General features: G+C 62.1%; 24 protein-coding genes. 11 read left to right on the top strand and 13 right to left on the bottom strand.

Annotation, left to right across the window (positions count from 1 at the left end):
* Positions 1-3 precede the first annotated feature (3 nt).
* The gene (locus IWY39_RS20795; protein ID WP_107125374.1) at positions 4-2,178 is read right to left on the bottom strand and encodes a PQQ-dependent dehydrogenase, methanol/ethanol family; all 2,175 of its coding nucleotides are present in this window, start codon (positions 2,176-2,178) and stop codon (positions 4-6) included.
* On the bottom strand, positions 2,175-3,089 hold the full coding sequence (locus IWY39_RS20790; protein ID WP_107125373.1) for an SDR family oxidoreductase: 915 nt from the start codon (positions 3,087-3,089) through the stop codon (positions 2,175-2,177). The genes IWY39_RS20795 and IWY39_RS20790 overlap by 4 nt, the downstream gene beginning before the upstream one ends.
* Before the next feature lie 95 nt (positions 3,090-3,184).
* Between IWY39_RS20790 and IWY39_RS20785 the strand changes: the two genes are divergently transcribed.
* The gene (locus tag IWY39_RS20785) at positions 3,185-3,682 is read left to right on the top strand and encodes a nuclear transport factor 2 family protein (RefSeq protein WP_107125388.1); all 498 of its coding nucleotides are present in this window, start codon (positions 3,185-3,187) and stop codon (positions 3,680-3,682) included.
* A 4-nt stretch (positions 3,683-3,686) separates the two neighbouring features.
* Here the strand turns inward: IWY39_RS20785 and IWY39_RS20780 are convergent, their stop codons facing one another.
* From IWY39_RS20780 to IWY39_RS20765, 4 genes are read right to left on the bottom strand one after another with little or no spacing between them, the layout of a single operon-like run.
* On the bottom strand, positions 3,687-4,208 hold the full coding sequence (locus tag IWY39_RS20780; RefSeq protein ID WP_107125372.1) for a hypothetical protein: 522 nt from the start codon (positions 4,206-4,208) through the stop codon (positions 3,687-3,689).
* Entirely contained in the window at positions 4,205-4,618 is a 414-nt protein-coding gene (locus IWY39_RS20775) for a c-type cytochrome (protein WP_107125371.1), read from the bottom strand. Before IWY39_RS20775 ends, IWY39_RS20780 begins: the two co-directional genes overlap by 4 nt.
* On the bottom strand, positions 4,615-6,147 hold the full coding sequence (locus IWY39_RS20770) for an FAD-binding oxidoreductase (RefSeq protein WP_107125370.1): 1,533 nt from the start codon (positions 6,145-6,147) through the stop codon (positions 4,615-4,617). Before IWY39_RS20770 ends, IWY39_RS20775 begins: the two co-directional genes overlap by 4 nt.
* A 29-nt stretch (positions 6,148-6,176) precedes the next feature.
* A complete protein-coding gene (locus IWY39_RS20765) occupies positions 6,177-6,944 on the bottom strand; it encodes an SDR family NAD(P)-dependent oxidoreductase (RefSeq protein WP_107125369.1) in 768 nt (255 codons plus the stop codon).
* A 210-nt stretch (positions 6,945-7,154) separates the two neighbouring features.
* Here IWY39_RS20765 and IWY39_RS20760 point away from each other — a divergent pair, with 210 nt between their 5' ends.
* The 4 genes from IWY39_RS20760 (at position 7,155) to IWY39_RS20745 (ending at position 10,417) form a co-directional block, all read left to right on the top strand.
* Positions 7,155-8,009 (top strand): p-hydroxycinnamoyl CoA hydratase/lyase, encoded by an 855-nt coding sequence (locus tag IWY39_RS20760; RefSeq protein WP_017181828.1) that lies wholly within the window; start codon positions 7,155-7,157, stop codon positions 8,007-8,009.
* A gap of 117 nt (positions 8,010-8,126) precedes the next feature.
* Positions 8,127-9,254 (top strand): cobalamin-independent methionine synthase II family protein, encoded by a 1,128-nt coding sequence (locus IWY39_RS20755; protein ID WP_107125368.1) that lies wholly within the window; start codon positions 8,127-8,129, stop codon positions 9,252-9,254.
* Complete coding sequence (locus tag IWY39_RS20750; protein ID WP_229380687.1) at positions 9,251-9,649, top strand: nuclear transport factor 2 family protein; 399 nt, start codon at positions 9,251-9,253, stop codon at positions 9,647-9,649. The genes IWY39_RS20755 and IWY39_RS20750 overlap by 4 nt, the downstream gene beginning before the upstream one ends.
* Before the next feature lie 6 nt (positions 9,650-9,655).
* Positions 9,656-10,417, top strand: a complete 762-nt coding sequence (locus tag IWY39_RS20745) for an IclR family transcriptional regulator (protein WP_107125366.1) — start codon at positions 9,656-9,658, stop codon at positions 10,415-10,417.
* Positions 10,418-10,438: 21 nt separating this feature from the next.
* Here IWY39_RS20745 and IWY39_RS20740 read toward each other — a convergent pair whose 3' ends face one another.
* The 4 genes from IWY39_RS20740 to egtD all read right to left on the bottom strand — a co-directional run bounded on the left by IWY39_RS20740 (position 10,439) and on the right by egtD (position 15,514).
* Positions 10,439-11,590 carry an XRE family transcriptional regulator gene (locus tag IWY39_RS20740; protein WP_145169789.1) on the bottom strand — a complete coding sequence of 384 codons (1,152 nt, stop codon included), beginning with the start codon at positions 11,588-11,590 and terminating at the stop codon, positions 10,439-10,441.
* Positions 11,591-11,997: 407 nt separating this feature from the next.
* The gene (locus IWY39_RS20735; RefSeq protein WP_409994371.1) at positions 11,998-13,278 is read right to left on the bottom strand and encodes an MFS transporter; all 1,281 of its coding nucleotides are present in this window, start codon (positions 13,276-13,278) and stop codon (positions 11,998-12,000) included.
* Positions 13,275-14,516, bottom strand: coding sequence for an ergothioneine biosynthesis protein EgtB (gene egtB, locus IWY39_RS20730; protein WP_107125363.1), 1,242 nt, complete (start codon positions 14,514-14,516; stop codon positions 13,275-13,277). The genes IWY39_RS20735 and egtB overlap by 4 nt, the downstream gene beginning before the upstream one ends.
* Positions 14,516-15,514, bottom strand: a complete 999-nt coding sequence (egtD, locus tag IWY39_RS20725; protein ID WP_107125362.1) for an L-histidine N(alpha)-methyltransferase — start codon at positions 15,512-15,514, stop codon at positions 14,516-14,518. The genes egtB and egtD overlap by 1 nt, the downstream gene beginning before the upstream one ends.
* A 357-nt stretch (positions 15,515-15,871) precedes the next feature.
* Between egtD and htpG the strand changes: the two genes are divergently transcribed.
* Positions 15,872-17,758, top strand: a complete 1,887-nt coding sequence (htpG, locus tag IWY39_RS20720) for a molecular chaperone HtpG (protein ID WP_107125361.1) — start codon at positions 15,872-15,874, stop codon at positions 17,756-17,758.
* Between the two features lie 3 nt (positions 17,759-17,761).
* Positions 17,762-18,643, top strand: a complete 882-nt coding sequence (locus tag IWY39_RS20715; protein ID WP_107125360.1) for a Rossmann-like and DUF2520 domain-containing protein — start codon at positions 17,762-17,764, stop codon at positions 18,641-18,643.
* Between the two features lie 153 nt (positions 18,644-18,796).
* Here the strand turns inward: IWY39_RS20715 and desA are convergent, their stop codons facing one another.
* A complete protein-coding gene (desA, locus tag IWY39_RS20710; RefSeq protein WP_107125359.1) occupies positions 18,797-20,197 on the bottom strand; it encodes a syringate O-demethylase in 1,401 nt (466 codons plus the stop codon).
* A 41-nt stretch (positions 20,198-20,238) separates the two neighbouring features.
* Positions 20,239-20,973: an alpha/beta fold hydrolase gene (locus IWY39_RS20705; protein ID WP_107125358.1), complete on the bottom strand. Its 735-nt coding sequence runs from the start codon at positions 20,971-20,973 to the stop codon at positions 20,239-20,241.
* 116 nt (positions 20,974-21,089) lie between these two features.
* On the opposite strand from IWY39_RS20705, the gene IWY39_RS20700 reads away from it, so the two are divergent.
* Genes IWY39_RS20700 through IWY39_RS20685 form a run of 4 tightly spaced genes read left to right on the top strand, consistent with a single transcriptional unit; the run spans position 21,090 to position 24,058 of the window.
* On the top strand, positions 21,090-21,959 hold the full coding sequence (locus tag IWY39_RS20700; protein WP_107125357.1) for a methylenetetrahydrofolate reductase: 870 nt from the start codon (positions 21,090-21,092) through the stop codon (positions 21,957-21,959).
* 29 nt (positions 21,960-21,988) lie between these two features.
* Positions 21,989-22,843 carry a formyltetrahydrofolate deformylase gene (purU, locus tag IWY39_RS20695; protein ID WP_107125356.1) on the top strand — a complete coding sequence of 285 codons (855 nt, stop codon included), beginning with the start codon at positions 21,989-21,991 and terminating at the stop codon, positions 22,841-22,843.
* A gap of 2 nt (positions 22,844-22,845) precedes the next feature.
* Complete coding sequence (locus IWY39_RS20690) at positions 22,846-23,709, top strand: bifunctional 5,10-methylenetetrahydrofolate dehydrogenase/5,10-methenyltetrahydrofolate cyclohydrolase (protein ID WP_107125355.1); 864 nt, start codon at positions 22,846-22,848, stop codon at positions 23,707-23,709.
* Positions 23,702-24,058 carry a dihydroneopterin aldolase gene (locus tag IWY39_RS20685; protein WP_017181842.1) on the top strand — a complete coding sequence of 119 codons (357 nt, stop codon included), beginning with the start codon at positions 23,702-23,704 and terminating at the stop codon, positions 24,056-24,058. The genes IWY39_RS20690 and IWY39_RS20685 overlap by 8 nt, the downstream gene beginning before the upstream one ends.
* Here IWY39_RS20685 and IWY39_RS20680 read toward each other — a convergent pair.
* Positions 24,055-25,374 (bottom strand): MFS transporter, encoded by a 1,320-nt coding sequence (locus IWY39_RS20680; protein ID WP_229380686.1) that lies wholly within the window; start codon positions 25,372-25,374, stop codon positions 24,055-24,057. The genes IWY39_RS20685 and IWY39_RS20680 overlap by 4 nt on opposite strands.
* Positions 25,375-25,460: the final 86 nt, after the last annotated feature.

Here is a 25,460-nt window from a genome sequence, read left to right as displayed (position 1 = left end):
ATCCTAAAAATTGGACATGACGGCGATGCTGGGTGCATCGAGCGGCTTGCCCGCCGCCTTGAGTTTGATTTCCCGGTCACGCAGCGCGCCCTGCTCGGCGATCAGCCAGGCATGAATCGCATCCACATCCTGCGTCGACAGAATATCGTCCCAGCGCGGCATTCCGCCCGGCAGCAACAGACCATCGCGCACGATCGCGCCGAATACATCATGGGTCGCAGGCTGCATCCGGCGCAGGTCCGGCGCGGTCGAGCGCAACTGGTTGCTGTGACAGATGGCGCAATTCTGGAAGAAGAGGCCTTGCCCCCGCGCGATCATGGCCGCAGTAACGCCGGGCTTCTGCGCCGGGGGCGCAGCTGCGACCTCCAGCGGCGGCAGCGGATCGGGCTTCTTCACCGGTCCGCCGTCCAGTTTGAACACCAGCAGGCGGTTGGCATTGCCAAAGCGATAGCCCGCGGCATAGTCGGGCACATAGCCCCAGCCGCCACCGCCAAAGCCGGTTGCGACAGCGACATATTGCACGCCCTTGACCCGGTAGGTCATCGGCGCGGCCATGATCGAACTGCCGGTATCGATTTCCTTGAGCAGCCGGCCAGTATCGGCATCCCTGACCATCAGCTTGCCGCCGATCGTCCCGTGAAAGACCAGTCCCGACGCGGTGGCGAGCGTTCCCATCCGGTCCTGCCACCCTTGGGTCGGAACAGTCCATTTTGCCTTGCCGGTCAACGGGTCGATGGCGCGCAGTTCGGAACTATAGGGCTTGTCCTTGACCCATTGCATTTCCGGCAGCTTTTCGACCTGATCGCGAACCGCCGGGGGCAGCGTCGGCAGCACCTGCTGCAACATCGGCGTGAAGATCAGCGTGGTCTGGACATTGAGCGCCCTGGCGCGGCGGGCCTGTTCAGGCTTGCCGGGTGGCGGCCCGAACATGAGATTGCCCATGTCCAGCACATGCGCGAAATAGAGTTTGCGCGTCGGATCATAGGCTGCGGGGTACCAGTTGCGCGCGCCCGCCGAGGCTGGATAGACGATGCGCGGACCGTTCCAAAAGTCGACATTGCCGGGCGTCATCTGTGCAACGCCATCCTTGTCGAAGCCCTTGGTCCAGTTGGTGCGCACCAGAGCATTGATCCGCAGCGGCTTGCCGGTTTCCCGGTCGATCACGAACAGATAGCCATTTTTGGGCGAATGGAGGATGGCGGGGCGGACCTTTCCGTCCACCTCGACATCGGCCAGCACCATCGGCTGGGTCGCGGTAAAGTCCCAGCTGTCGCCCGGCGTTTCCTGATAATGCCATTTGACCGCCCCCGTCTTGCGATCCAGCGCGACGATGGACGAGAGGTAGAGATTTGTGCCACCCTTGGGCGAGCGGGTCTTTATCGAATAGGGTCCGCCATTGCCGACACCGATATAGACAGTGTCGAAGGCAGGGTCGTAGTTGATCGCATCCCATACGGTGCCGCCGCCGCCAATGTCCCAACGGCTGTCCTTGTCCCAGGTCTTGAGCGCGGCATCGAGTGCGGGATTTTCCTGCGGACCGGCTTTGGGATCGTGGGGCACGGTGAAGAAGCGCCATGCCTGTTTGCCATCAGCGACGCGATAGGCGGTAACATAGCCGCGCGTGTCATATTCCGCGCCTGCATTGCCGATAATGACAAGGTCACCTGCAACCTCTGGCGCGCCTGTGCTGGTATAGCCGCGCGTGTGATCTATGATCGTATCGACCTTCCAGACGATCGCGCCGGTCTTGGCATCGAGCGCGTAGAGCTTTCCGTCGAGCGCGCCGACCATCACCTTGCCATCGGCGACGGCAACGCCGCGATTGGCCTGATCACAGCAGGCCGAACGGTTGGCCTGCATGTCGACCTCCGGCTCGAAGGTCCAGAGCGACGCTCCCGTTGCAGCATCCAGCGCATAGACCCGGCCGAGATTGCCGCTGGTGTACATGATGCCGTCGACAACGACCGGCGTGGCTTCCTGCACCCGGTTGGTGCCAAGGTCATGCGACCAGGCCAGGCCCAACCGCGCTACATTGCTAGCATCGATATCGGTCAGGCGGGAAAAGTGGCTGCCGCCGACATCGCCGCCGGTAAAGGGCCAGTCGTCACCCGCACCGCCCTGGCTGCCGCCGCTTGCGCATCCCGCCAGCATCAGCAGGGCAAATAGCGCGCCTCTCACAGCGGCCAGCTTGCCTTGTGCGCCAGCATGACCTCGCGCAGCGATTTGGGTTTGCGACCCGTGATCCGTTCGACGCAATCGGTCGCCCGGGCAAAATAGCCTTCGCGGATCGACTGGCCAAAGGTGACCATGTCATCGCTCGACCAGGGGATTGGTCCATCAGGCATGATGTCCGACGCATGACGGGGAATGCCCAGAGAATCGAAATAGGCGAACATGCCATCGTCATCGACCGGTTCGACGATGATCGGCTTGCCAGCCATGTCGCTGGCCATTGCCATGGCCTGCGGAATGGTAATGAGATCCGGGCCGGTCAGCGTATAGGCCTTATTCTCATGGCCCGGCTGAGTCAGCACGCCAACGGCGGTGGCGACACAATCGTCGCGGCTGACAAAGGCGACCGCACCGTCGGCGCAATTGTCCGGTTTCGTCCCGGCCATCAACGCGGGAATGACCATCGCGGCGGCAACCGCCTCGGCATATTGGCTGTCGCGCAAATGGGTCCAGGCAGCGCCGGACGCCTCGATAATCTCTTCGGTCGCGCGGTGATCATATTTGACGATGGCGGGATTGCCCGGTTCGTCTGCGGCGATGATCGAGGTGTAGACGATATGGCGCACGCCCTGCGCGACCGCTGCCTCCACCGCGTTACGATGCTGGCCGACCCGCGTGCCGACGCGAGCGGTGCTGATCAAAAGCATCCGTTCGCCCCCAGCCATGGCGGCGGGAAGGGTCGCGGGATCATCGAAATCGGCGAAGCGGACGTCAGCGCCCCTGGCGGCAAAGTCGGCTAACTTAGCAGGAGTGCGCGATAGCAGGATGACGTCTTGCGGAGCGACCTTGTCCAGTAACAGCGCCGCGGCGGCGCGGCCGAATGCGCCGGAAGCCCCTGAAATAATGATCTTTCCCATGCAGCCCCTCATCTGTCTTTCTTATCGACGGTTGCGCATGATAGTAACGAATGTTATTGTTGCGTCAAGAGAGTGAAAACAGGAGAGTGACCATCATGCCAAGCCTGCCCATCGAAGACCGGATCGCCCTGCAGGATCTGATCGCCGCTTATAGCTGGGCGCTGGATACCGGCGATGTCGATGCGCTGGTCGCCTGCTTCACGCCCGATGCGCGGATGGTGGAGGAAGTGTTTGACGATCCCGACATCTGGGAAGGGCATGAAGGGATTCGGGGGATTGCCGAACATTATCGCAATGCGCCAGGCTTCCCCGGTCGCCAGCATCATGTGAGCCAAATTCAATATATGCCGCAGGCGGATGGCAGTTGCATGATGCGGTCCTTCGCTTTCGTGACGGAATGTGAAGGCGAACCGCCCTATCTGCTGCGCTTTGCAGGCTGGTATGACGATCATGCGGTCAAGGGCGATGATGGCGAGTGGCGTTTCCATCGTCGTACCGTGCGCCTGTGGGACGGCGCGGTGCTGAGCAAATTTCCTGGCCGGGGCGAGTGGGTGCCGCGCAAGCGCCCCGACTCGCTCATCATCAAGCGCTAGGGATTTAGCGGGACCGGATCAGCACCCAGCTGAGCGCCGGTTCCGCCATCCCCGTAGCCGGGACGACGGCGCATTTCTCCACGCCGCCCAGCGCCAGTTCGGCAAAGGCTTCGGGCCAGCGAGCGCCGGCAAGCCGCGCCAGCGTGCCGATGGTCGCGCCGTCGGGCGCGCAGATCGGCACCATGACGCCGACGGGGCGATGCAGGACCAGCGCGATGCGGCGATAGCCTGCCTCTGCCGCGATTTCGCCGATCAGCAGTTCATCGCTACGCCGGGTGACGCCGAAGATCGATGCCGGCTCGCTGACCAGCAGGTCGCGCAATTGGCGGACGCGGTCCCCCTCCAGCGCCAGCGACGCGCCGCCCAGCGCCGCCGCCCGCACGGCGAAACGATGCCCCGCGCCAAGGCCTGAATCATGCAGCAGCAGCGGCCCGCGAGTTCGCGCAGCCATAGCGCCGCCAGAACCGGCGAGGGCGGACGCAACCGCCGCGCTGGCCAGAAAGTCGCGTCTTGTCACGATCGTCATTGTCCCCCCTCCCCGGCGCGTGCCAGATGCCTGGCGATCAGGTTCATGTCGGCGTCGCTCACTTCACCACGCGGAATGGCGGGCATGTTGCCAATGCCCATGCGCGCGGCCTGCACGACATAATCGACGGTCAGGTCCGTGCGCTTTTCCAGCAGTGGTTGATCCGTCCGGCGGGCAAGCAGGCCTGTTCCCATGCCGCCTGGGCCGTGACACATCGCGCATTTTTCCAGATAAAGCCGCTCGCCCGGTCCCGCCTTGGGCCGGGAGGAGACGGTTTCCGGCGCGGGCAGCGGTGGTGGCCCCTTGGACGCTTCTGCCGGTGGCGACGCGCTTTCATTCGCGCGGCCGCACGCCGCCCCGGCCAGCACCATGGCGGATGCCGCCAAAGTCATCCATCTGTGCCGCATCATGCCCGCCCTCCTGCTTTTCGCGTGGGCCAGATGCCGCTCTTGCCCGGCGCGATCACGCCGTTGGGATCAAGCGCGTCCTTGACCTTGCGGTTGATCTGCCAAAGCGACCCCTTGTTGAAATCATAGGTGGCAGCGACCGCATCCATATAGTCGAGATGGGTGCGATATTCGCCATAGCCCTGCGCCTTGGCGTCAGCGATCAACTGTTTGAGGAAGGGATCGACCCTGCCCATCAAGGCAGGATCATCCTTGTTGATCAGCACCGCATTGACGTTGATGAGATGGCGTTCGCCAAAGGCGAAGCTGGCCTGATAATCCATGCCATATTCCTTGTAGCGGGCATAGGTGCGCTGAAACTGCGCCATCGCCGCTGCGCCCGATTGCGGCAGGATGGGCGAGAAGCCGACATGGCCGCCGCGTCCGCCATGCCAATTGGCATTTTGCATCGGCATGGTCAGCGGCGTGCCGGTCCAACCGCTCGCCTCCATCGGCTCGCCCGTCTTCCAGCTTGTCGGGCGCATCGCCATGGGCTTGAGCGCGGACATCGCCTGTTCCAGCACCGCATAGGCCGCCTTGTTCACCGACTCGCGACCATAAAGGCGCAGGCTCACGCCCCACCAGCCGACATTGAATTTCTTGCGAATAGCGGCAATCACCTCATCGCCCAGCGCGCCGGGCTTGTCGGTCCACTGATCGCGCGTCGTCAACACCGCGGCTGCGCGCAGCCAGTTGCCGATGGTGGGCGACTGCTGCAACAACCCTTCGCGTCGCAACGGCGCGATCGCATCGATAAGCGGTCCCAAATCCTCTGGCCGGTCAAATTCCAGGTCCATGCCCATCAGCGATTCCGGCGCAGGCATCAGCCACAGGCCCATTTTGGTCACGATGCCGAAATTGGACTGGACGAACATCTGGTCCCAGCTTGGACCAAAGCCGAAGCGATAGAGTTGCCAGGTGGGTGCGCCGTCCAGTGCGCCCATGCCCGTGCGCACGACCAGCCCGTCGGCCATCACCGCTTCGATGCCGCAGATGCGCGCGGCATGTTCGCCATAGGGGGTATAGCCCACCCCCCGGTCAAGCGCATTGCCGACCACCGATCCCCAGCTGTTGCCGGGTACCGACAGCCAATGTTTCATGCCCCTCGACTTCAGGAAATCATAAAGATCGTAGAAGCCTACCCCTGGTTCCAGCAGTACCGTGCCGTTCGCCTCGTCATAGTCGATTTTCTTCATGCGGCTCATGTCGAGGACGACAGAACCCGCCAGTAGCGGGGCGCAGCCGCCATAGCCCAGATTCTTCCCCCGGCTGATCGGCCAGAGCGACAGGCCGCGTTCCGACGCGACGCGGACAATCGCCTGCACCTGTTCCACCGTGGTGGGCGCGACCGCACCGGCGGGATGATGCAGGGCATCGTCGATGGCGAACTTGTCCTGATAGGCAAGCTGGTCCGCTTCATCGAAGAACACATTATCCTTGCCAACGATCGCAGCGAAGGCGGCGATGACAGCGGGCGAAAGGGGTTGGGCCATATTGTTGTGCCTTGTGACTGGAAAGAAATTCAGGCCGCCGCGGTCCAGCGGGTGCGGGCCGGCGGGCGCGCACCACCGTCGAGCCGCAATATTTCAGCGTTGATCATCGGGCTGCGGATCAGGAACATGGCGGCATCGGCAAATTCCTGCGCGGTGCCCGCGCGGCGGGGAAATTCCATGCCGTCGATCAATTCGTCGACCAGCGCATCGGGCATGGGCGCCGTCATCGGCGTTGCAAAAAAGCCGGGCGCTATACCCACGCAACGGATCGCGTGGCGCGACAGGTCGCGCGCCCAAATCAGCGTCAGCGCAGCCAGCGCCGCCTTCGATGCGCCATAAGCGTCCATCCCTTCCTGCCCTTCGAACGAGGCGATCGAGCAGGCGTTGAGGATGATGCCGCGTTCGCCATCAGGGCCATCGGGTATATTGGCAATCATGGAATGGGCAACATGGGCAGTGACGGCAACCGCGCCGATCAGGTTGACGTCGATCACCCGCCGAAAAGCGCTGATGTCCCCCGGACCAGCGGGAGACGCGATCGAACCGATGCCGCCGATGCCAGCCATGTTGGCCAATATCGCGATCGGGCCATGGCGATCGACAATGGCCGAGATGGCAGCTGCTACCGCCGCTTCGTCCGTGATGTCGCAAGGGATCGAATCGATCCCGGTCAGGGTAGCCGGAAGCCGATCCAGCACGACGACCCGTGCTCCTGCGTCGCGCAGCGCATGCGCCAAGGCTTCGCCCAGGCCCGATGCGCCCCCGGTCACGAGCGCCAATTTGCCGTTCACGTTCATCCCGCCTCGCTCCGCCGATCATGCCGGCGATTTAATAACGATCGTTATCATCTAGCGGGTCGACGGCGTTGTCAAGCCAGCGCCGGGCGGGCCGATAGGCAGGATCATAAAATTCGCTTGCCAATTCTCCCTGCGATATTGTATCCCTAGCATACATATTCGGTGAGGCCGCCCCCGGCCCGCCTTTCACAGGACCAGCCAGGGAGCAGGATGATGGAAAACGAAAAAGACGTCGTATCGGTGCATGTCGAGGACCGGATCGCCTGGGTGAATTTCGCCCGCCCCGCCAAGCGCAACGCGATGAGCCCGACGCTCAACCGGCGCATGATGGAAGTGCTGGACGAACTGGAATTCCGCGACGATGTCGGCGTACTGGTGCTGAGCGGCGAAGGCACGGCCTGGTCAGCGGGCATGGACCTGAAGGAATATTTCCGTGAGACCGAGGCCGATGGCCTGCGCGGTGTGCGCAAGTCGCAGCGCGAAAGCTACGGCTGGTTCCGCCGCCTGCGCTGGTTCCAGAAGCCGACCATCGCGATGGTCAATGGTTGGTGCTTTGGCGGTGGCTTTGGCCCGCTGTTCGCCTGCGATCTCGCCATCTGCGCGGATGAAGCGCAGTTCGGCCTGTCCGAAATCAACTGGGGCATATTGCCCGGCGGTGGCGTGACCAAGGTGGTGGTCGACCTGCTGTCGATGCGCGACGCCATGTGGCTGACGCTGACCGGCGACCTGATCGACGGCAAGCAGGCGTCGGCCATGCGACTGGTCAATGAAAGCGTGCCGCTCGACCAGCTCAAGGACCGCACCCGCGCGGTTGCCGACAAGCTGCTGTCGAAGAATCCGGTCGCTCTCAAATTCGCCAAGGATGCAGTCCGTCGCGTCAACACCATGACCTATGACGAGGCCGAGGATTATCTGGTGCGCATGCAGGAAGCGGCCAATTTCCACGACAAGACGGAAGGTCGCAAGGAAGGCATCCGCCAGTTCATCGACGAAAAAAGCTACAAGCCGGGCCTGGGCGCCTATGACCTGTCCAAGGCCAAGGCGAACGCTGACAGCGCAGCCTGATTCCCCTAACCCTCCTGACGGGCGCCGGACAATGTTCGGCGCCTATTTTTTCATATCCGCGATATATCCATATCCGCGAAACTGTGGCAGGGTGATCCAAACAGGAGGAGGATCTTTATGCCCATTGCCACCACCCATGTGGGCAGCCTGCCGCGTGGTGACGCACTGACCCCGCTGCTGCTGGCCCGCGACAAGGGGGAGCCCTATGACGCTGCAGCGTTCGACACATTGGTGCAAGCCGCCGTTTGCGAAGCCGTGACCGCCCAGATCGAGGCGGGAGTATCGATCGTGAGCGATGGCGAATTGGGCAAGGTTGGCTATTCCACCTACATGATCGAGCGATTGTCGGGTTTTGGCGGTCATACCGACCGCAGGCCTGCCGCCGACCTCGCGCCCTTGCCGGAACTGCGGCAGAAGCTGGCCGCAATCATGGGCAGTCAGGATTTTACCCGTGCGTCCTGCATCGGCCCGGTGCGCAAGGTGACGCTGGAACCGCTGCATGACGATATTCGCCGGTTCAAAGCCGCGCTGGCGCCCCATGGGGATGGCGTGCGGGCGTTCATGAACGCAGCCTCGCCGGGACTGATCACTGCCTTCCAGGTCAATCGCCATTATCCAAGCCACGAAGCCTATCTGGCTGATCTGGCCGACGCGATGCGGGAGGAATATGAGACGATCGTCGCGGCAGGCTTCGACCTGCAACTCGATTGCCCCGACCTGGCGATGTCGCGGCACACTGGCTATCAGGACGCCAGCGAAGAAGAATTTCTGAAAATTGCCGCGGCCAATGTCGAGGCACTTAACGCCGCCACCGCAAATATTCCGCCGGAACGGATGCGGATGCATATTTGCTGGGGCAATTATGAAGGCCCGCATGACCATGACATTGCGCTGGAGAAGGTGATCGACATCATTCTTGCCGCCCGTCCGGCGACCATCCTGTTCGAGGGCGCGAATCCCTGCCACGAACATGAATGGACGGTGTGGCGCGATGCGACCATTCCCGATCACAAGATATTGGCGCCGGGCCTGATCGACACCTGTTCCAACTATGTCGAGCATCCCGAACTGATCGCCCAGCGGATCGAGCGCTTTGCGCGGATTGTCGGCAAGGATCGGGTGATCGGCAGCACCGATTGCGGGTTCGGAACATTTGCAGGCTATGGCAAGATCGACCCGGCGGTGACGTGGAAGAAATTGCGGTCGCTGCGCGCGGGCGCGGATCTGGCGGACGCACGGCTGTGACGGCGGATGAGCGACGCGGCATCGAGGCGGATTGCGCGCGGCTGATCGCCCTCTATGCCAATTTGAACGATGCCGCCGATTGGCAGGGCGTGGCGGCCCTTTACGCGCCGGACGGACGGATGGCGCGGCCGACGGCACCCGACGACTGGGTGGAGGGGCGCGACGCCATCCTGGCAGCGTTTCTTGCCCGCCCGGCGCGGGTGACGCGGCACATTTGTTCCAATGTCGTGATCGACGTGCTGAGCGCAACCGAGGCAGTGGGGGAAAGCGCGATGCTGTTGTTCACGGGCGATAGCGCGCCTAAGGTCGGGTCGTTTCACGACCGCTTCGTCCTGGACGCGGCGGGATGGCGCTTTGCCGAGCGGCGGGGTAGCCTGACTTTCCAGGGGAGCTAACTGCCCATGAATGGCACCACGCCATCTACTGTCAAATCGGCGATGCGGACGATCGACATCATAGAATATGTCGTCGCGCGGCCGGCAGGCGTGGTGGCGCAGGAGATTGCGGCGGGCCTGACCATTCCAGTCAGCAGCCTGTCCTATCTGCTCGCAACGCTGGTGGAGCGACAGTATCTGGCGCGGGTCGGGCGGCGCTACCTGCCCGGCCCGGCATTGGCCCGGCTGGCGTCACCGCGCATGGCCCTGTCACTGGCTGACAGAGTACGCCCGCTGGTCAAATCGCTACGGTCACAGACCAACGAGACCGCGTCTTTCTTCGTGCGGGACGGCTGGCAGTTGGAAGCCATCGTCACGGAGACGGCGGAACAGTCGCTGCGCTATTCGATCAGCGTGGGGACGCGGATTCCCATGCACAGCCTGGCGGCGGGCAAGGCGTTGCTGGCCATGCTGTCGGACGATGAAATCGACGCCTATTTCACACAAGTGCAGCTGGAGCCGTTCACGCCCCACAGCGTAACCGATGAGAAGGCCTTGCGGACAGAATTGGCCGCGATCCGCATGACGGGCATTGGCCGTACGCGGGAGGAATATACGCCGGGCATTTGCGGCCTTGGCATGGCGGCATTGGTCGATGGCATGGCGGTCGGCGCCTTTGCCGTCGCCATCCCCCTGCCCCGTTTTACCGCAGAGCTCGAAGCGCGTGCGATCCAAAAACTGGAACAGACGGTCAGGCTTTTCGCGGCCGCGGAGACGCCAGCGCAGTGAGGGAGAAGCCGCCGCCAAGCTTTAGATGAAATAAACCGCCAATACGGCGAACACATCCGTTGCCGCGAGCGCATCAATGGCAATTTCGCGGTCGGGAATGACGCTGTAACCATAGAGCACGCCCTGTCGATCTGTGGCGAGCGTAACGGCGCGATAGGCATCGCCCTCGCTTATGACGGCAAGTCCCCCGGCGGACGGTAATATGTCTGGATCAACTATAAGCACGGCGTTGGCAGGCATTCCTGGCCCCAGCGTTGGACGACACAGGCGCAATCCAAATGCGCGCGGCCCTGCGCCCGCGGGTGCTTCGACCTCATGATTGGTCAGGACGGGGGCCAGAAGTCCGTCCGGCAAAGGCGATCCCATGACTGGCAAACGAGGCCGTGGCGCAGGCACTTCGTCGCCCGTCGGCTGCGACTGCGGCTGGACGGTCGATCGCGGCGCAGGCGCGATCAGCGCGTGCCGCAATTCATCGATCCGGGAGATCGTTTTCTGCTCGCGATCAGCGCGGCCTGGCACGCGCGCCACCCAGTCGGACAGCAAGCCCTGCCCATGGACCGTCACCAGATGCTTGCCAAGAGCGACGGCATCCGCGACGCCTATGACGCGACAAATCCCGTCGAGCGTTGCAGCGTTCCAGCGCGCGATCGGCTTGATGGCATTTTCGATGCGAGAGACCATGACCGGAGGAAGGCCATAGTCTTCCTCCAGCTGATGCAGGGACAGGGGGCGATCCATCTGTCGTGTGCGACGGAACAGCGCGGCGAGCAGAATAGCCTGTTCTTCTTCCCGCCAGTCAGTCCGCGTTGCGGGACCACGACGCTCAGACCATGAAGCGATATCGAAACCGGGATCGCGAACGTCGATCAACAAAGCCAGCGTATCGGCGTTCAGGCGCTGGCTGATAAGGCGCAATTCGTCGGCTTTGGCGAAAACTTCCCCCCGTTCGATCTTCGACAGGCGGATATAGGGGATTTCGGGAATATGTTCGGCCAGCAACAGCAGCGACTCATAGCCCGCCTGCCGCCGCATATCGCGCAGATTGTTGGGAAACAGGATAGTCCGATAGGGATCGACCGGGACGGACATGTCGACGTCGGTCACCAGCCGCAATGACGATTTGGCACCGCCCTTACGTCGCTTTACCGGCGTTGCCGTTTTCCCGTCCGTCACGTCTGGCCTCCTGTTCGCGCCCTGATACCGCCGTTGCGAGGCGATCTCAATGCGCAGGAGATGTAGCGGATGAAGTGAGACAACTCGCGCAGCAATCTGCTGCGGCCGCAAGCGATGGGCGTGATTGAAAATCATGTCAAAGCCATTACCGGCTTTGTCAACAAGATCGCGAGCTCGGCCCAGGAACAAGCAGCCGGGTTAGGGCAGGTCACCCACGCTATGGGGGGGCCTTGATCAGGCCACGCAACAAAATGCAGCGATGGGGGAACAATGTAATGCCGCCGCCCGCATGTTGCAGTTGGAAGCGGGACGACTGCGGAACCTCGTCCGCGAATTCGAGACATCGGCCAGTCGATAACAGGATCATTTCTTACGAAGCGAAAGGCTCCTTGCGCGTAACGCGGCACCTATCTGGCCGCCGCCGCAGCCTCTCCCGCGTGCTGCATGGTTCTGGCCAATATCAGCCCGGACACGACGGCGACCGCGCCAATCATCACGCCCGGTGTTGCAGGCGAATTTGACCAGTTCTGAAGCAGATATGCCGCATAGGGGGCAGCGCCGCCGAACACAGCCGTCGCGGTGGTTGCGCCCAGCGCCAAACCGCTGAGGCGGACGCGCGCGGGAAATTGCTCGGCCGTTGCGACCGCGCCTACGGCGCTCACCCCGCCTGCTAGCGCGGCCAGCAGCATGACCGCGAGCAGAGCGAGCGTCCTGTCACCATGGGCAATGAGCGAAAACATCGGCACCGGCAGTATGGCGCATAGCAGGCACAGGGCCAGCAGAACTGGCCTGCGGCCGATGCTGTCGGACAACCATCCGATACAGGGCGTGACCAGGATGACAACGAGCGCAGCAACGGTCGATAGCTCCAGCGCCGCCGCTTCGTCCGCCGATTGGACCAGACTGACGAAGGAAGGCACATAGGTAATGCCGACATAATAGGAGATCGAACCGATCGCCGATATCGCAAAGCCGATGCCGATGCCCCGGCGCTGGTTCAGCAGAGCGTCGCCCATCGGCGAACGGCTTGAGGCATTCAAACCTCTATCCGATATGAAGGCAGGCGGTTCGGGGATGATCTGGCGGACCAGCCAAATCCCGGCAGCCAGGGCGGCACCGAACAGGAACGGTATGCGCCAGCCCCAGCTATCAAGGCTTTCCTGCGGTAGCGTGTTGGTGAGCCACGCGCAGAGCCCGACAGCCAGCAGCCCGCCAATCTCGCTCGCGGCTGCCGCACTGGACGTCACAAGACCGCGCCGGTGTTTGGGCGCTGTCTCGAACAAATAGGTCACGACCGCTGGATACTCGCCGCCCACGCTAAAGCCCATGAGGCAGCGCATCACGATCAGCAGCCAGCCCGCACTGGCGCCGATCTGGGCGTGGGTGGGAAGCAGCGCCAATACCAGCATGGAAACCGTCATCAGCGTCATCGATAGGAGCAGGGTAGGCTTACGGCCCCGTCTGTCACCGAACTGACCAAAGGCAATCGCCCCAAGCGGGCGCATCAGATAGGCGATCGCAAACCCCGCGAGCGTTTTGCCCAGACTTTCGCCACCAGCCCCGAAAAACACTCGTGCCAGGGTCGGCGCAAAATAGAGACAGAGTGTGAAATCATACCATTCCACCACCGTGGACAGAGCAACCGCTATCATGGAACGGCGGGGAATGGGTTCGGTGGGGGCAGTCACGCCATGTCTCTGGCCAGCCGCAGTCCCATGAATTGCCAACGGTGATGGGGATAGAAGAAGTTGCGATAGCTTGCGCGCATATGGCCGCGGGGTGTCGCGCAACTGCCGCCGCGCAACACGCACTGTCCGCTCATAAACTTGCCATTATATTCGCCAATCGCGCCATCGGCAGCGCGAAATCCGGGATAGGGACGAAAGGCACTGCCGGTCAATTCCCAAACATCGCCGAAGAAGGAAGGGCCATCTTGCGCCGGACGCGGGCGGATGTCCCCGGCCCTATCCAGCAAATTGCCGCGATCTGGATCATGCTGCGCAGCCGCCGCTTCCCATTCGGCTTCGGTCGGCAGCCTCGCTCCAGCCCAGGTGGCGAAGGCATCCGCTTCATAAAAGCTGACATGACAGACAGGAGCGGCCGGATCGACGGGATTGCGGCCCGATAATGTGAAACTGGTCCAGCCATTTTCACCATCCGCCCAATAAAGAGGGGCCTGTATATCGTTAGCCTGACGCCAGGCCCACCCATCGGACAGCCACAGACGCGGATCATCATATCCCCCGTCTGCCATGAAGGCGAGCCAGTCCGCGTTGGTGACCTGTCGATCGGCGATCTGATGCGGATGCAACAACGCGGTGTGGCGCGGTCCTTCACAATCGAACGCGAATTCCTGACCCCCGGTCGTGCCAGCGCCGATTTCGACCAACCCCTCTTTACCGTCCAACCAATTGAGCGGACTGGGATGCCCGTGAGGCGCGCCACTTTCGCGCGGCCAGAGCGCATTTTCCAGCGGATTGAGGGAAAAGGCATGAAGGATATCCGTCAGCAACAATTCCTGATGCTGCTGTTCATGCTGACATCCCAGGTCCACCAGCGCCAGCACTTGCGGCGAAAGCTGCCCTATTGCGCGATCCATCGCCGCGTCCACCGCGGCGCGATAGTCAAGAATGTCGGCAAGCGAAGGGCGCGACAACATGCCACGCGCCCCGCGCGCCAGTCGCGCGCCTTCAGCTTCATAATAGCTGTTGAACAGAAACGGCCAGTCCGCGCGATAATGGCGGTAGCCCGGTACATGGTCGCGCAGGATGAAGGTTTCGAAAAACCAAGTCGTATGCGCCAGATGCCATTTGGCCGGCGACGCATCGGGCATGGATTGTATCGTCGCATCCGCGTCCGAAAGCGGGTTTGCCAGGTCTCCGGTCAGTTTGCGGACAGAATGGTAGCGATCCTGCGCAGCGCTCATCAGCCCGCCACGCGCAGCAGGTGAACGCTGAACAAGGCGTCCTCGTCCGTCCATACGTCGACGCTATCGAACCCGGCTTCTTTGGCAAGAGAAGCAAATTCGCCGATTGTATATTTGTGCGAATTTTCGACATGGATCGCTTCGTCCCGCGCGAAATCGAACGACCGGCCATCAAGCCTGACCGTCTGATCGCGACGGCTGACCAGCGAAATTTCGATATGACCAGGCTGGCTGACATAACGAGCGCGATGCACAAAGGCGCCAGTGTCGAAATCGGCGGCCAATTCCCGATTGGCGCGATGCAGAAGGTTGAGACTGAACTGCGCCGTTACCCCTTGTGCATCGTCATATGCATCCTCCAGCAGGGCGATGTCCTTCTTCAGATCGACGCCAATCAGCATCAGGCCATCCTGGCCCAGGCGCTGGCTCCATCGGCGCAGGAATGCGCGCGCATCGTCCCGGTCGAAATTGCCGATGGTCGATCCGGGGAAGAAGCAGACGTCGCGCAAATTCCCGCGCGTCGGCAGATCAAGCTCTCCAAGATAATTGCCGCAAACCGAATCGACTTCGATAGCGGGATAGCGCTTCCGCACGGCGGCGGCCGCCGACGCAAGCGGGACAGGCGATATGTCGATACAGATATAGGCGCGCACCTGCTCCATCGCATCAAGCAGGATTTCGGCCTTGCCTCCCGATCCTGCGCCCAATTCTATAAAGCGTATGTTACCGCGGATCGTTTTAGCGATCGCCTTTGCATGCGTCTCCAATATCCGCCGCTCGGTTCGCGTCGGATAATATTCCGGCAATTCGCAAATACGGTCGAAAATTGCCGATCCCGCTGCGTCATAGAGGAACCTGCACGGGATCGCCCGGTCCGGTCTGGACAATCCCTCCACCACTGCCTGTCGAAATTCGGCTGTATCAGAGACGGGCGCGGGGGTGACCAGATCGATCAGCGTTTCATCATTTTCGATCGCATTGCGCGCCATATTGTACATGCAGAGTTCCTGTTAGCTTCAATGGCCGGGGATAAAGCGTGATTCATATCTGAGCCAACAGGAAGGACCGAGCGAGGAAAGCCGTTGGCAACAGAGGAGTCTCATTGTCCTGTTGTGGTTCGATTACAAAGACCCGCGTGGAAGTCGAAATAGCAAAACGATCGCCACGCGATAGCGTTCCGCGGTATGTGACAGGCCAGTTGTTCCAGACCATTTGTCGGTTGCTGCAATGGCGACATCGCGCCTTCCATGTCGTGGACAATGCAGCAACGATACCGGAGCGATGGCCCCAATCTTGCAAAAATCCCATGTCACCGCCATCTCCCCGCTGCATCGTGACATAAGGGGAGTAACATCGTGACCACCGAGACTGCATCGCGGCCTGAGACCCACGCTTTTGAGGCTGACGTGTCAAAGTTGCTGCACATGATGGTGCATTCGGTCTATTCCGACCGCGACGTCTTTTTGCGCGAATTGATTTCAAACGCAGCCGACGCCTGTGAGAAGCTGCGTTATGAAGCCATTGCCACGCCTTCGCTGCTGGGGGACGATCCGCAACCGCGCATCAGCCTGACACTAGATGCTGAACAGGGGCGGTTGACGATCGAGGATAATGGCATCGGCATGACCGCAGCGGACATGGGCGAGACGTTGGGGACGATCGCGCGGTCCGGAACAAAAGCGTTCATGGACAGGCTGGCAGCGGACGCAGGCAAGGCGGATTCGCAATTGATCGGCCAGTTTGGCGTTGGTTTCTATTCAGCTTTCATGGTGGCACGCGAGGTAGAGGTCTTTTCCCGCCGGGCGGGCGCCGACGATGCGGCATGCTGGCGTTCCGACGGGCTGGGAACCTATACGATCGCCCCCGTGGGCCTGGACGATGCGCCGCAACGCGGCACCCGCGTCGTCCTCCATCTGCTAGATGATGCCAAATCCTATGCGGAGCGATCAACCGTAGAGCGGATCGTCAAGGCGCAGTCTGGCCATGTGCCCGTGCCTATCACCCTGTTCGAAAAGGCCGATGGCGAAGGCGCACTCGTCGCCGATGGCGCTGCATTGTGGCTGAAGCCCCGTTCGGAGATCAGCGAAGCCGACTATGCCGACTTCTACCGCAGCGTTGCCGGGCAGTATGATTCACCTGCATATACCATTCACTATAAGGCCGAAGGACGGTTTGAATATTCGGTCCTGACGTTCATTCCGCAGAGCAAGCCGTTCGATCTGTTCGATCCCGACCGCAAAGGGCATATCAAGCTCTATGTGCGCCGGGTCTTCATCACGGACGAAGCACCTGTATTGCCGCGCTATCTTCGCTTCGTACGCGGGCTTGTGGATTCAACCGACCTGCCGCTCAACATGTCGCGCGAGATGATCCAGGACAGCCCGGTCTTGGCAGCCATTCAAAAGGGCGTGACGGGCCGCGTGTTGAACGACCTGCAGAAACTCGCCGACAGCGACAGCGACGCATATCTGCGTATCTGGGAGAATTTCGGGCCGGTTCTCAAGGAGGGCCTTTACGAGGATTTCGAGCGGCGCGACACGCTGCTTGGTCTTGCCCGCTTCAAGACCACGACGTATGGTGATGACTGGCGTTCGCTCAAAGATTATGTCGCGGATCTGCGGGAGAACCAGACGGCCATCTATTATGCCACCGGCAGCGATCTGGATCGGCTCTCAACATCCCCGCAGCTGGAAGGCTTCCGCGCCCGTGGCATAGAGGTGCTGCTGCTTCCTGACCAGGTCGACAATTTCTGGACCTCGATTGGTGTCGACTTTGAAGGCAAACCGTTCAAGTCGGTGACGCAGGGGGGTGCCGATCTTACCCTCATCCCACTGAGCGACGATGCCCCATCGTCGCCTCAGGCAGAGGCAGGCGCGCTGGATAGCTTCATTGCCTTTGCCAAAGAGGTGCTCGCCGGATCCGTATCCGACGTACGCGTGTCGGAGCGGCTGACAAGCAGCGCGGTCTGCCTGGTCGCGTCGGAAAGTGGCATGGACCGACAATTGGAGAAGCTGCTCGCCAATGCCGGGCAGTTGCCACAGGCAAGCCTGCCTGTGCTGGAAGTCAATCCCGGCCACCTGTTGATCCAGAAGCTCGCGACGACCGATGATGCGAATGCGATGAAGGCCGATCTGGCCCATCTACTGCTGGATCAGGCGCGGATCGCCGATGGTGAGCAGCCGAGCGATGCCCGGGCGTTTGCGGAGCGGCTCGACAGGCTCATGCGCCGCGCCGTCGATTAGGCCATGGCCGCGCGGGCACCTTATCGACGGATCGGGATCATAGGCACTGGCCGGGTTGCTGCGGCAATCGGGCTGGTGCTTGCCCGCCAATCTGGCGATCCACTCCATATCTGGGGCCATAATCCGGCAAATTCGGCTGCTCTTGCCGCATCAATCGGCCGGACCAGCGCCGTGACGCAGTTGGCCGATATAGGTGATGGGTGCGATCTGATCATTCTGGCTGTTTCGGACGATGCGCTAGAACCTTGCATCCATCAACTTGCAGCGGTTGCCGGATCGGCACCGGCCTTTGCCTTCCATGTCAGCGGACGCAGTGGCGCAGGGATACTGGCCCCGCTCCATGCCAAGGGCTGGGGTACCGCGGCTGTCCATCCGGCCATGACCTTCACCGGCGATCCGATCGCCGAAGCGCAGCAGATGATGGGCGCGCGTTTCGCCGTGACGGCCAGCACGGCGCAGTCTGTTGCGAAGGCGCGGGCCATAGTCGCGATCCTGGGCGGCGTGCCGGTCGAGATCAGCGAAGCGCACCGACCGCTCTACCATGCCGCGCTCTGCCATGGCGCCAACCATCTGGTTACTCTGATTGCGGGCGCCACAGAAGCCTTGGCGGCGGCAGGCGTTGATGATCCTGCCGCACTGCTGGCACCGCTTGCCCGTGCCGCGCTGGCGAACGGACTTGGCAAGGGTATGGCTGGCCTGTCGGGTCCCCTGCTGCGCGGCGACGCAGCAACGATCGGCGGGCATCTGGTCGCCTTGCGACAGGACTGCCCCCCTCTCCTGTCGCCATATCGTGCCATGGCCTCCGCCACGCTTGACGCGCTGGAAAGGGCAGAGGGGTCAAGCAGGTCTGATGCCTGTCGCTCACTTCTGGAAACGGATGAATGAAGGCGCCGATAATGGATTCGCCACCCTATTGAGCGAGTGGTAATTGGCGGAAATCACGGGCAATGCCGCTTCTGGCCGCAACCGACATCTGCCCCAAATGGAAACAGGGGACGCCTTTCGGCATCCCCCGCTCCTCCCGCTCACAAGGAGTGATCAGGCCTTCTTGGTGCGCCAGCCGTCGGCATAATTGTCGCGAGCAGCTTCCGAATAAGGGACCGAGGAAACGATCGCCTTGATTTCCGTCTGGACGTGAGGCTCGACGGTCGGCTTGGAGGTGCCGCCATTGGGTTCGCCCCAGAGCAGGGTCACTTCGGTGCCCGGTTCAGCGAACTCGGCATCGACCATCGCCAGCGCCAGGAAGCGACCTGCGTTGATGGTATAACCGATCCAGGTGGACAGACCGATGGTCTTGCCGTCCTTCAGCACTGCGTCATAGGGATGCATGCAGTAGACCGCGCTGGGGAATTCAAGGAACTTGGCCTTGTCGCCGGTCTGGAGCATCGAGCTCATGACGCGTACAATATCTTCATTGTCCAGTGCCAGCGTCACCTTCTGGCGATGGGGCTTGTCCTTGATCTTTTCCAGCGCTTCGCGGCCGATGAAGTCATGGTCGAACTTGACCATGATGCCATAGCCCAGCTCCCACGGGTTGAGATAATAATCCTCGATATTGTCGGACACGAAGCTGCCGCCAAGCGAACACATGCCTTCATAGGATTTGGCGGGCAGCCATTCGCGGAACGCCTTGGAGCCTTCACCGGTATAGGTGGCGGGCAGCGGAGACGGGATCCAGCCCGATTCCAGCGTGTTCGAGGAATAGGTACGGCCGCCGCACAGGGTGAGGCCGTAATCCTTGCCTGCTTCGATCAGCGCATTGCGGACGGTGTCATAATCCTTCCAGGGACCAAACAGCTCGTAACCCGGCTGACCGGCCATGCCGTGGCGCAGCGCGCGCACTTCGACGCCCGCGATCATGATCGGCGCCATGTGGAAGAATTTGAGATCCGGCGGGGTTTCGCCCATCGCCTTTTCCAGCACAGGCATGGCGTTTGGCCCCTGCAGCTGGAAGCGATAGTTGCGACGGTAGCCCTGCTGGTCGAGCGGGCGGGCAGCAGTACGCTCGTCGCGTTCGACCTTTACGTCCCACTTGCCGGTCGAGGCCCAATATTCGACCCATTCGATCGAGGGCGCGCGACCGACCAGCTCGAACTTTTCTTCTTCGAGATAGAAGAGGATGACGTCGCCGATGACATAGCCTTCGGGCGTGACGGGAGCGAACTGCTTGGCGCGGTTCGGCACGAAGCCCTTGAAGCTGTTGGGGGCGAGATAGGCCAGCATGTCGAACGCGCCGGGACCGGTGACGAGCAGGTCGACCATGTGGAAGCTCTGGTTGAACAGGACCGAGCTTTCCGCCCAGCTGCGCTGTTCATCGCGCCAGTTGCTATATTCGCCCGGAACGCCCGGATAGGCGTTGGGGCCAACCTGCTGGTTACGCAGGAATTCAACGATGTCGCCCTTTTCGTCGAGCAGTTGTTGCAGGGACTTGTCGGTCATTCAAACCTCTCCTTTGGGATGATGTGCAATGTGAGGGGAAATCATGGGGCTGGGGCGATGGCGAGCCATTCCCCGACCAATTGGTTGAAAACCTGCGGCGCTTCGGCGGGCATCATATGGCCTGCGCCTTCGACGATGCGCAGTTGCGCGCCGGGGATGGCAGCCACGATCGCTTCATGCTGGGCGACCGGCGACCACTGGTCCTGGCGACCGACCATGGCGACAGTCGGACACGCAATGGTCGGCAACTGCGCATCGACTGACGGACGATTGAGCAACGCCTCGATCTGCGCCTCGAACGTTGCAAGGCCAGCCGAGACCGCCATGGCGTAGAGACTGTCCATAAGCGGTTCGTTGCGAAGGCCAGCGAAGCCCATCATCGGCGGCAGCCAGTTCGCGACCAGCGCGGCCATGCCCTGTTCGCGGCCAAGATCGCGCAGCGCATAGCGCGCGTCGCGTTCGCCCGGCTTGGGGCCATGAACGCCAGTATCGACCAGCGCCAATCGCTCGACCCGGTCAGGCGCCTTGCGCATGACTTCCAATGCGATGCGCGCGCCCATGGAATGGCCAAGTAGCGAGACGCGCGCTGGCATACGAGCAAGCACATAATTTGCCATCGCCTCGATCCGGTCGCAGCCGGCATAAAAACCGTCAATCACCTGGGCTTCGGGGAAAGCCGACAGCAGTTCAGCAAACATGCGCGAATCGCACATCAGCCCCGGAAGGATGATGAGGGGTGCGGCTTTGCTGCCCTGATCGGATGATTTCGTATCCATGAAGTTTTCATCTATACGAATGTTTACGGATAGGCTAGGGGAAAAATGCGCCGGGGAGAGGCACGCCGCATCCGTTTTGCGGGCCGCCCCTGATCGAACGCTACCGGGAGAGAGACATGAGCCTGCCGTCGATCCATCCAAACTGGGATTTGCCGCCAAAGGGCATGACCGATGGCTATTCGCTGGAAATCACGGCGAAAGACATTGACGCTCTGCGCGAAGCAGCGCCTGCCATGGCCCCTGAAACCCCGGTCGCCGTGACCTTTCTGCCGGGCGAATCGCTGGAGGCGCGAATCGAGGCCGCACGGACGGTGCGGGCTCTGGGCTTTGAACCGATGCCGCATTTTTCCGCGCGCAGGCTGGAGTCGGGCGACGATTTCGAGGCCTATCTGGCGGCAGTCGTGCGCGAAGCAGGCGTAACCCGCTGCTTCATCATCGCTGGCGATCCGCCTGAAGCCGCCGGTCCCTATTCAGACAGCATGTCGCTGATCCGTACCGGTGCGTTCGAGCGCGCCGGGATCAAGGCGATCGGCGTCGGGGGTCATCCTGAAGGCCATCCCAATATGACGCCTGACCAATGTTTCGACATATTGATCGCCAAATGCGCGGAAATCGAAGCGCGCGGCATGGCCCCACTGATCGTCACCCAGTTCAGTTTCGACGCAGCGCCAGTGCTGTCCTGGCTGGAAGAGTTGCGCGGGCGGGGCATAGATGCGCCGGTACGCATAGGTATTCCTGGGCCTGCCGGGATCAAGACGTTGATGCGCTTTGCCGCACGGTGCGGCGTGGGGGCTTCGGCTTCGGTGCTGACCAAATATGGCATTTCGATCACCAAGCTGATCGGCACCGCGGGCCCAGACAAGTTGGTCGACGCCCTTGGCAAAGGGCTGGGAAGCCAGCATGGCAAGGTTCGGCTGCATTTCTATCCGTTCGGCGGCCTCGCCCGGACGGTCGAATGGATTAATAATTACACAAAAAGCCGCTAAGGGCGGCAAGACTTGAGCGGAGAAGCGATGTGACCGAGATTTGCACCCTGACCCTGCAATGCGACGACCGGCCAGGCCTGGTGGCCGATGTTGCCGGCTTTCTGGCGCAGCAGGGCGGCAATATTACCGACGCCCAGCAGTTTAACGACAAGCTGACCGACCGCTTTTTCATGCGGGTGGAGTTTGAAGCGGCCGACGACAGCGTGGACGGGCTGCGTACGGCCTTCACCAATGTGGCGCAGAAACGCGGCATGGAATGGAGCCTGCGTCGCCGCAGCGAACGGCAGAAGGTTCTGCTGCTGGTCAGCAAGTTCGACCATTGCCTGGGCGATCTTCTGTATCGCTGGCGCATCGGCGAACTGGACATGGATGTCGTGGGCATCATCTGCAACCATCCGCGCGAAGCGCTGACCATATCGCTGATCGGGAATATCCCGTTCCATCATCTGCCGGTGACAAAGGACACAAAGGCGGAGCAGGAAGCGCAGATCAAGGCGATCGTCGAGGAGACCGGCGCGGACCTGATCGTGCTGGCGCGCTACATGCAGATATTGAGCGATGATCTGGCAGGATTCGTATCCGGCCGATGCATCAACATCCATCACAGTTTCCTACCCGGTTTCAAGGGCGCCAAGCCCTATCATCAGGCGTATGAGCGTGGGGTCAAGATGATTGGCGCGACGGCGCATTATGTGACCGCGGACCTGGATGAAGGTCCGATCATCCATCAGGATGTCGAGGCGATCGGCCATGCCGATACGCCCGACGATCTGGTGCGCAAGGGCCGCGACATTGAGCGGCGTGTGCTGGCAAGCGCAGTGCAGCATCATCTGCAAGGTCGGGTGTTCCTGAACGGCGCCCGCACCGTCGTATTCAAGGCCTGACCATGGCGCAGGTCATTGACGGGCGCGCGATGGCGCGCGCCCTCTCGGACGAAACCGCCGCACGGGTGGCGGCGCTGGTCGACCGGACCGGCCAGCCACCCGCGCTGGCGGTTGTGCTGGTTGGCGACGATCCGGCGAGCCATGTCTATGTGCGCCGCAAGATCAGCGAATCTCGCCGCGTGGGCATTACATCGATCGAACATCGATTGCCGGTCGATTGCCCGCAAACAGAGTTGCTGGCGCTGATCGACGCGCTGAACGCAGATGCCCGCGTCCATGGCATATTGATACAGCTGCCCTTGCCAGCCGGTATCGATGCGGCGCTGGTGCTGGATCGGATCGACCCGGCGAAGGATGTCGACGGATTTCACCCGGTCAATGTCGGACGCCTGTCCACCGGGACCGGGGGGCTGGTGCCTTGCACGCCGCTGGGGATCATGAAGCTGCTCGACAGCGTGATCGACGATTATCGCGGTTTGAACGCGGTGGTCATCGGCAAGTCCAATATTGTCGGCAAGCCTGTCGCCATGCTGCTGCTGGAACGGGAGGCGACAGTCACCGTCACCCATATAGAAACGTTGAATCTGCCCGACATTGCACGCAAGGCCGATATCATCGTTGCCGCCGCTGGTGCGCCCAACCTGGTGCGCGGCTATTGGGTCCGCCCCGGCGCGATCGTGATCGACGTGGGGATCAACCGCATCACCAGAGATGACGGCAGCACGCAAATCGTGGGCGATTGCGCCACCCATGAGCTCGACCATGCCAAGGCCGTGACCCCGGTACCGGGCGGCGTCGGACCCATGACTATCGCCTGCCTGCTCAGCAACACCGTGCTCGCAGCCGAAAAGAGCGAAGATGCCTGAGCCAATCTGCACCACCCGCGTCAAGGTGCGCGACCTGCCCTTGCTGGCCGATATCGGCATCAACCCTGACGAGATCGGCCGTCGCCAGCCGCTGGTAATCTCGGTCGACCTGCTGCTGTCCGCCGATCGGGTGGACGGGATCGGCGACACGGTCGATTATCGCAAGGTCGCGCAAGCGGCCGAGGATCTGGCCCTGGTCCACATTCCGCTGATCGAGACATTCGCGCAGAAGCTGGGCGAGCGCTGCCTGGAATTTGCCTGCGTGGTCGAGGCGCAGATCAGGGTCGACAAACCCTTTGCGCTGACGCGGGGGCTGGCAGGCGTCGAGGTGACGGTGCAACGCGCCTAATTTTCGTCGGCAGGGCGAATCCGCGAGGCTAGCAGGACGAAAGCGGCGATGCCCGATCCCAGCGCCAGCAGCAGGGAAGTCGTCCCCCGCCCTGCCCCGGCCGCGAGCAACTGACCCGCCGCGAAGGGGCCAAAGGCAGCGCCAAAGCGCCCGAAGCCTATGACCGCGCCAGTGCCTGTCGCGCGCAGGGTGGTCGGATAGACATTGGCGATGAGCGCGTAGAGGCCGACCACCGACCCGTTGGACAGAAAGCCAAGGACGAAGGCCGCGCCCTGGAGCAGGACAAGTTCAGGTGGCACGGCGCCGAAGGCGGCGACCGCTAGCGCTGCGCCGGCAAGACCAAAGATGACGAGCGGGCGCAGGCCAAGGCGGGGTGACAGCAGGCCCAGGACCAGCCCGCCGATCGCGCCGCCCGAATTCATGAATACCGACACGATTGTCGCACGCGACGGATCGAAACCCAGCGCCACCACCAGCGAGGGCGCCCAGCCAAGCGCATAATAGAAAGTCATCATGTGCAGGCCATACATGACAATCAAAGCAATGGTGACGGCGCGGTAGCGATCGGCAAACAGTGACCGCATGGAGGCTTTGGGTTCCTCCAGCGCGATCAATTGCGCGGCCTGCGGCTGGCCCAGGCGTCGCAGGATCGCGTTGATCCGCGCCAGTGCATTCGGACCACCGCGCGTCGCCAGCCAGCCGATCGATTCGGGGAGAAACGCCAGCACGAGCGGCACCATGGCCAGCGTTGCCACGCCGCCGAACAGGAAGATCGCTTCCCATCCGTGCGTCCGCAACAATTGCGCCGCACCCCAGCCGCCGATGATGCCACCGACCGGATAGCCTGCCGCCATGATGCTGACGGCGAGGTCGCGGCGGCGGCGATTGGCAAATTCCGCCGACATGGCGTTGATCGCCGCCAGCATCGCGCCCAACCCCAGGCCGGTCAGCACGCGCAGCAGGCCAAGCGACACCACGCCCGTGGCAAAGGCGGAGGCGAACATGCCGATGGTCATGATGCCAAGGCAGAGCAATATCTGGCGGCGGCGACCGATGCGATCGGCCAGTTGGCCCAGCGTCAGCGATCCGATGACCATGCCGACAAGTCCGGTCGACACGATGATGCCGATCGCCCCTGGCCCGACCGCCCAGTCCTTCGCAATGCCCGGCGCAGCGAAGGTAACGGCCAGCACATCGAAGCCATCGAGCGCGTTCAGGAGAAAGCAGACAGTGACTGCGACAATCTGCCGCAGGCGCATCGGGCTGTCGGCCATGATGCTGCGCGGATCGTCCGCTGGCAGGGTGGCGATGGCCATATTCATTCTCTCCTGTCGCACCATGCGGCCCGTATGACGAATTTGTATGCTGATGACACAATTAGGCGATCCTGCACGCTTGCACC

It is taken from the genome of Sphingobium sp. JAI105, from assembly GCF_015752145.1.
GTDB classification, from domain to species: domain Bacteria; phylum Pseudomonadota; class Alphaproteobacteria; order Sphingomonadales; family Sphingomonadaceae; genus Sphingobium; species Sphingobium xenophagum.
The sequence above is the reverse complement of the archived record's forward strand: the minus strand, read 5'-3'. Positions and strand labels throughout refer to the sequence as shown.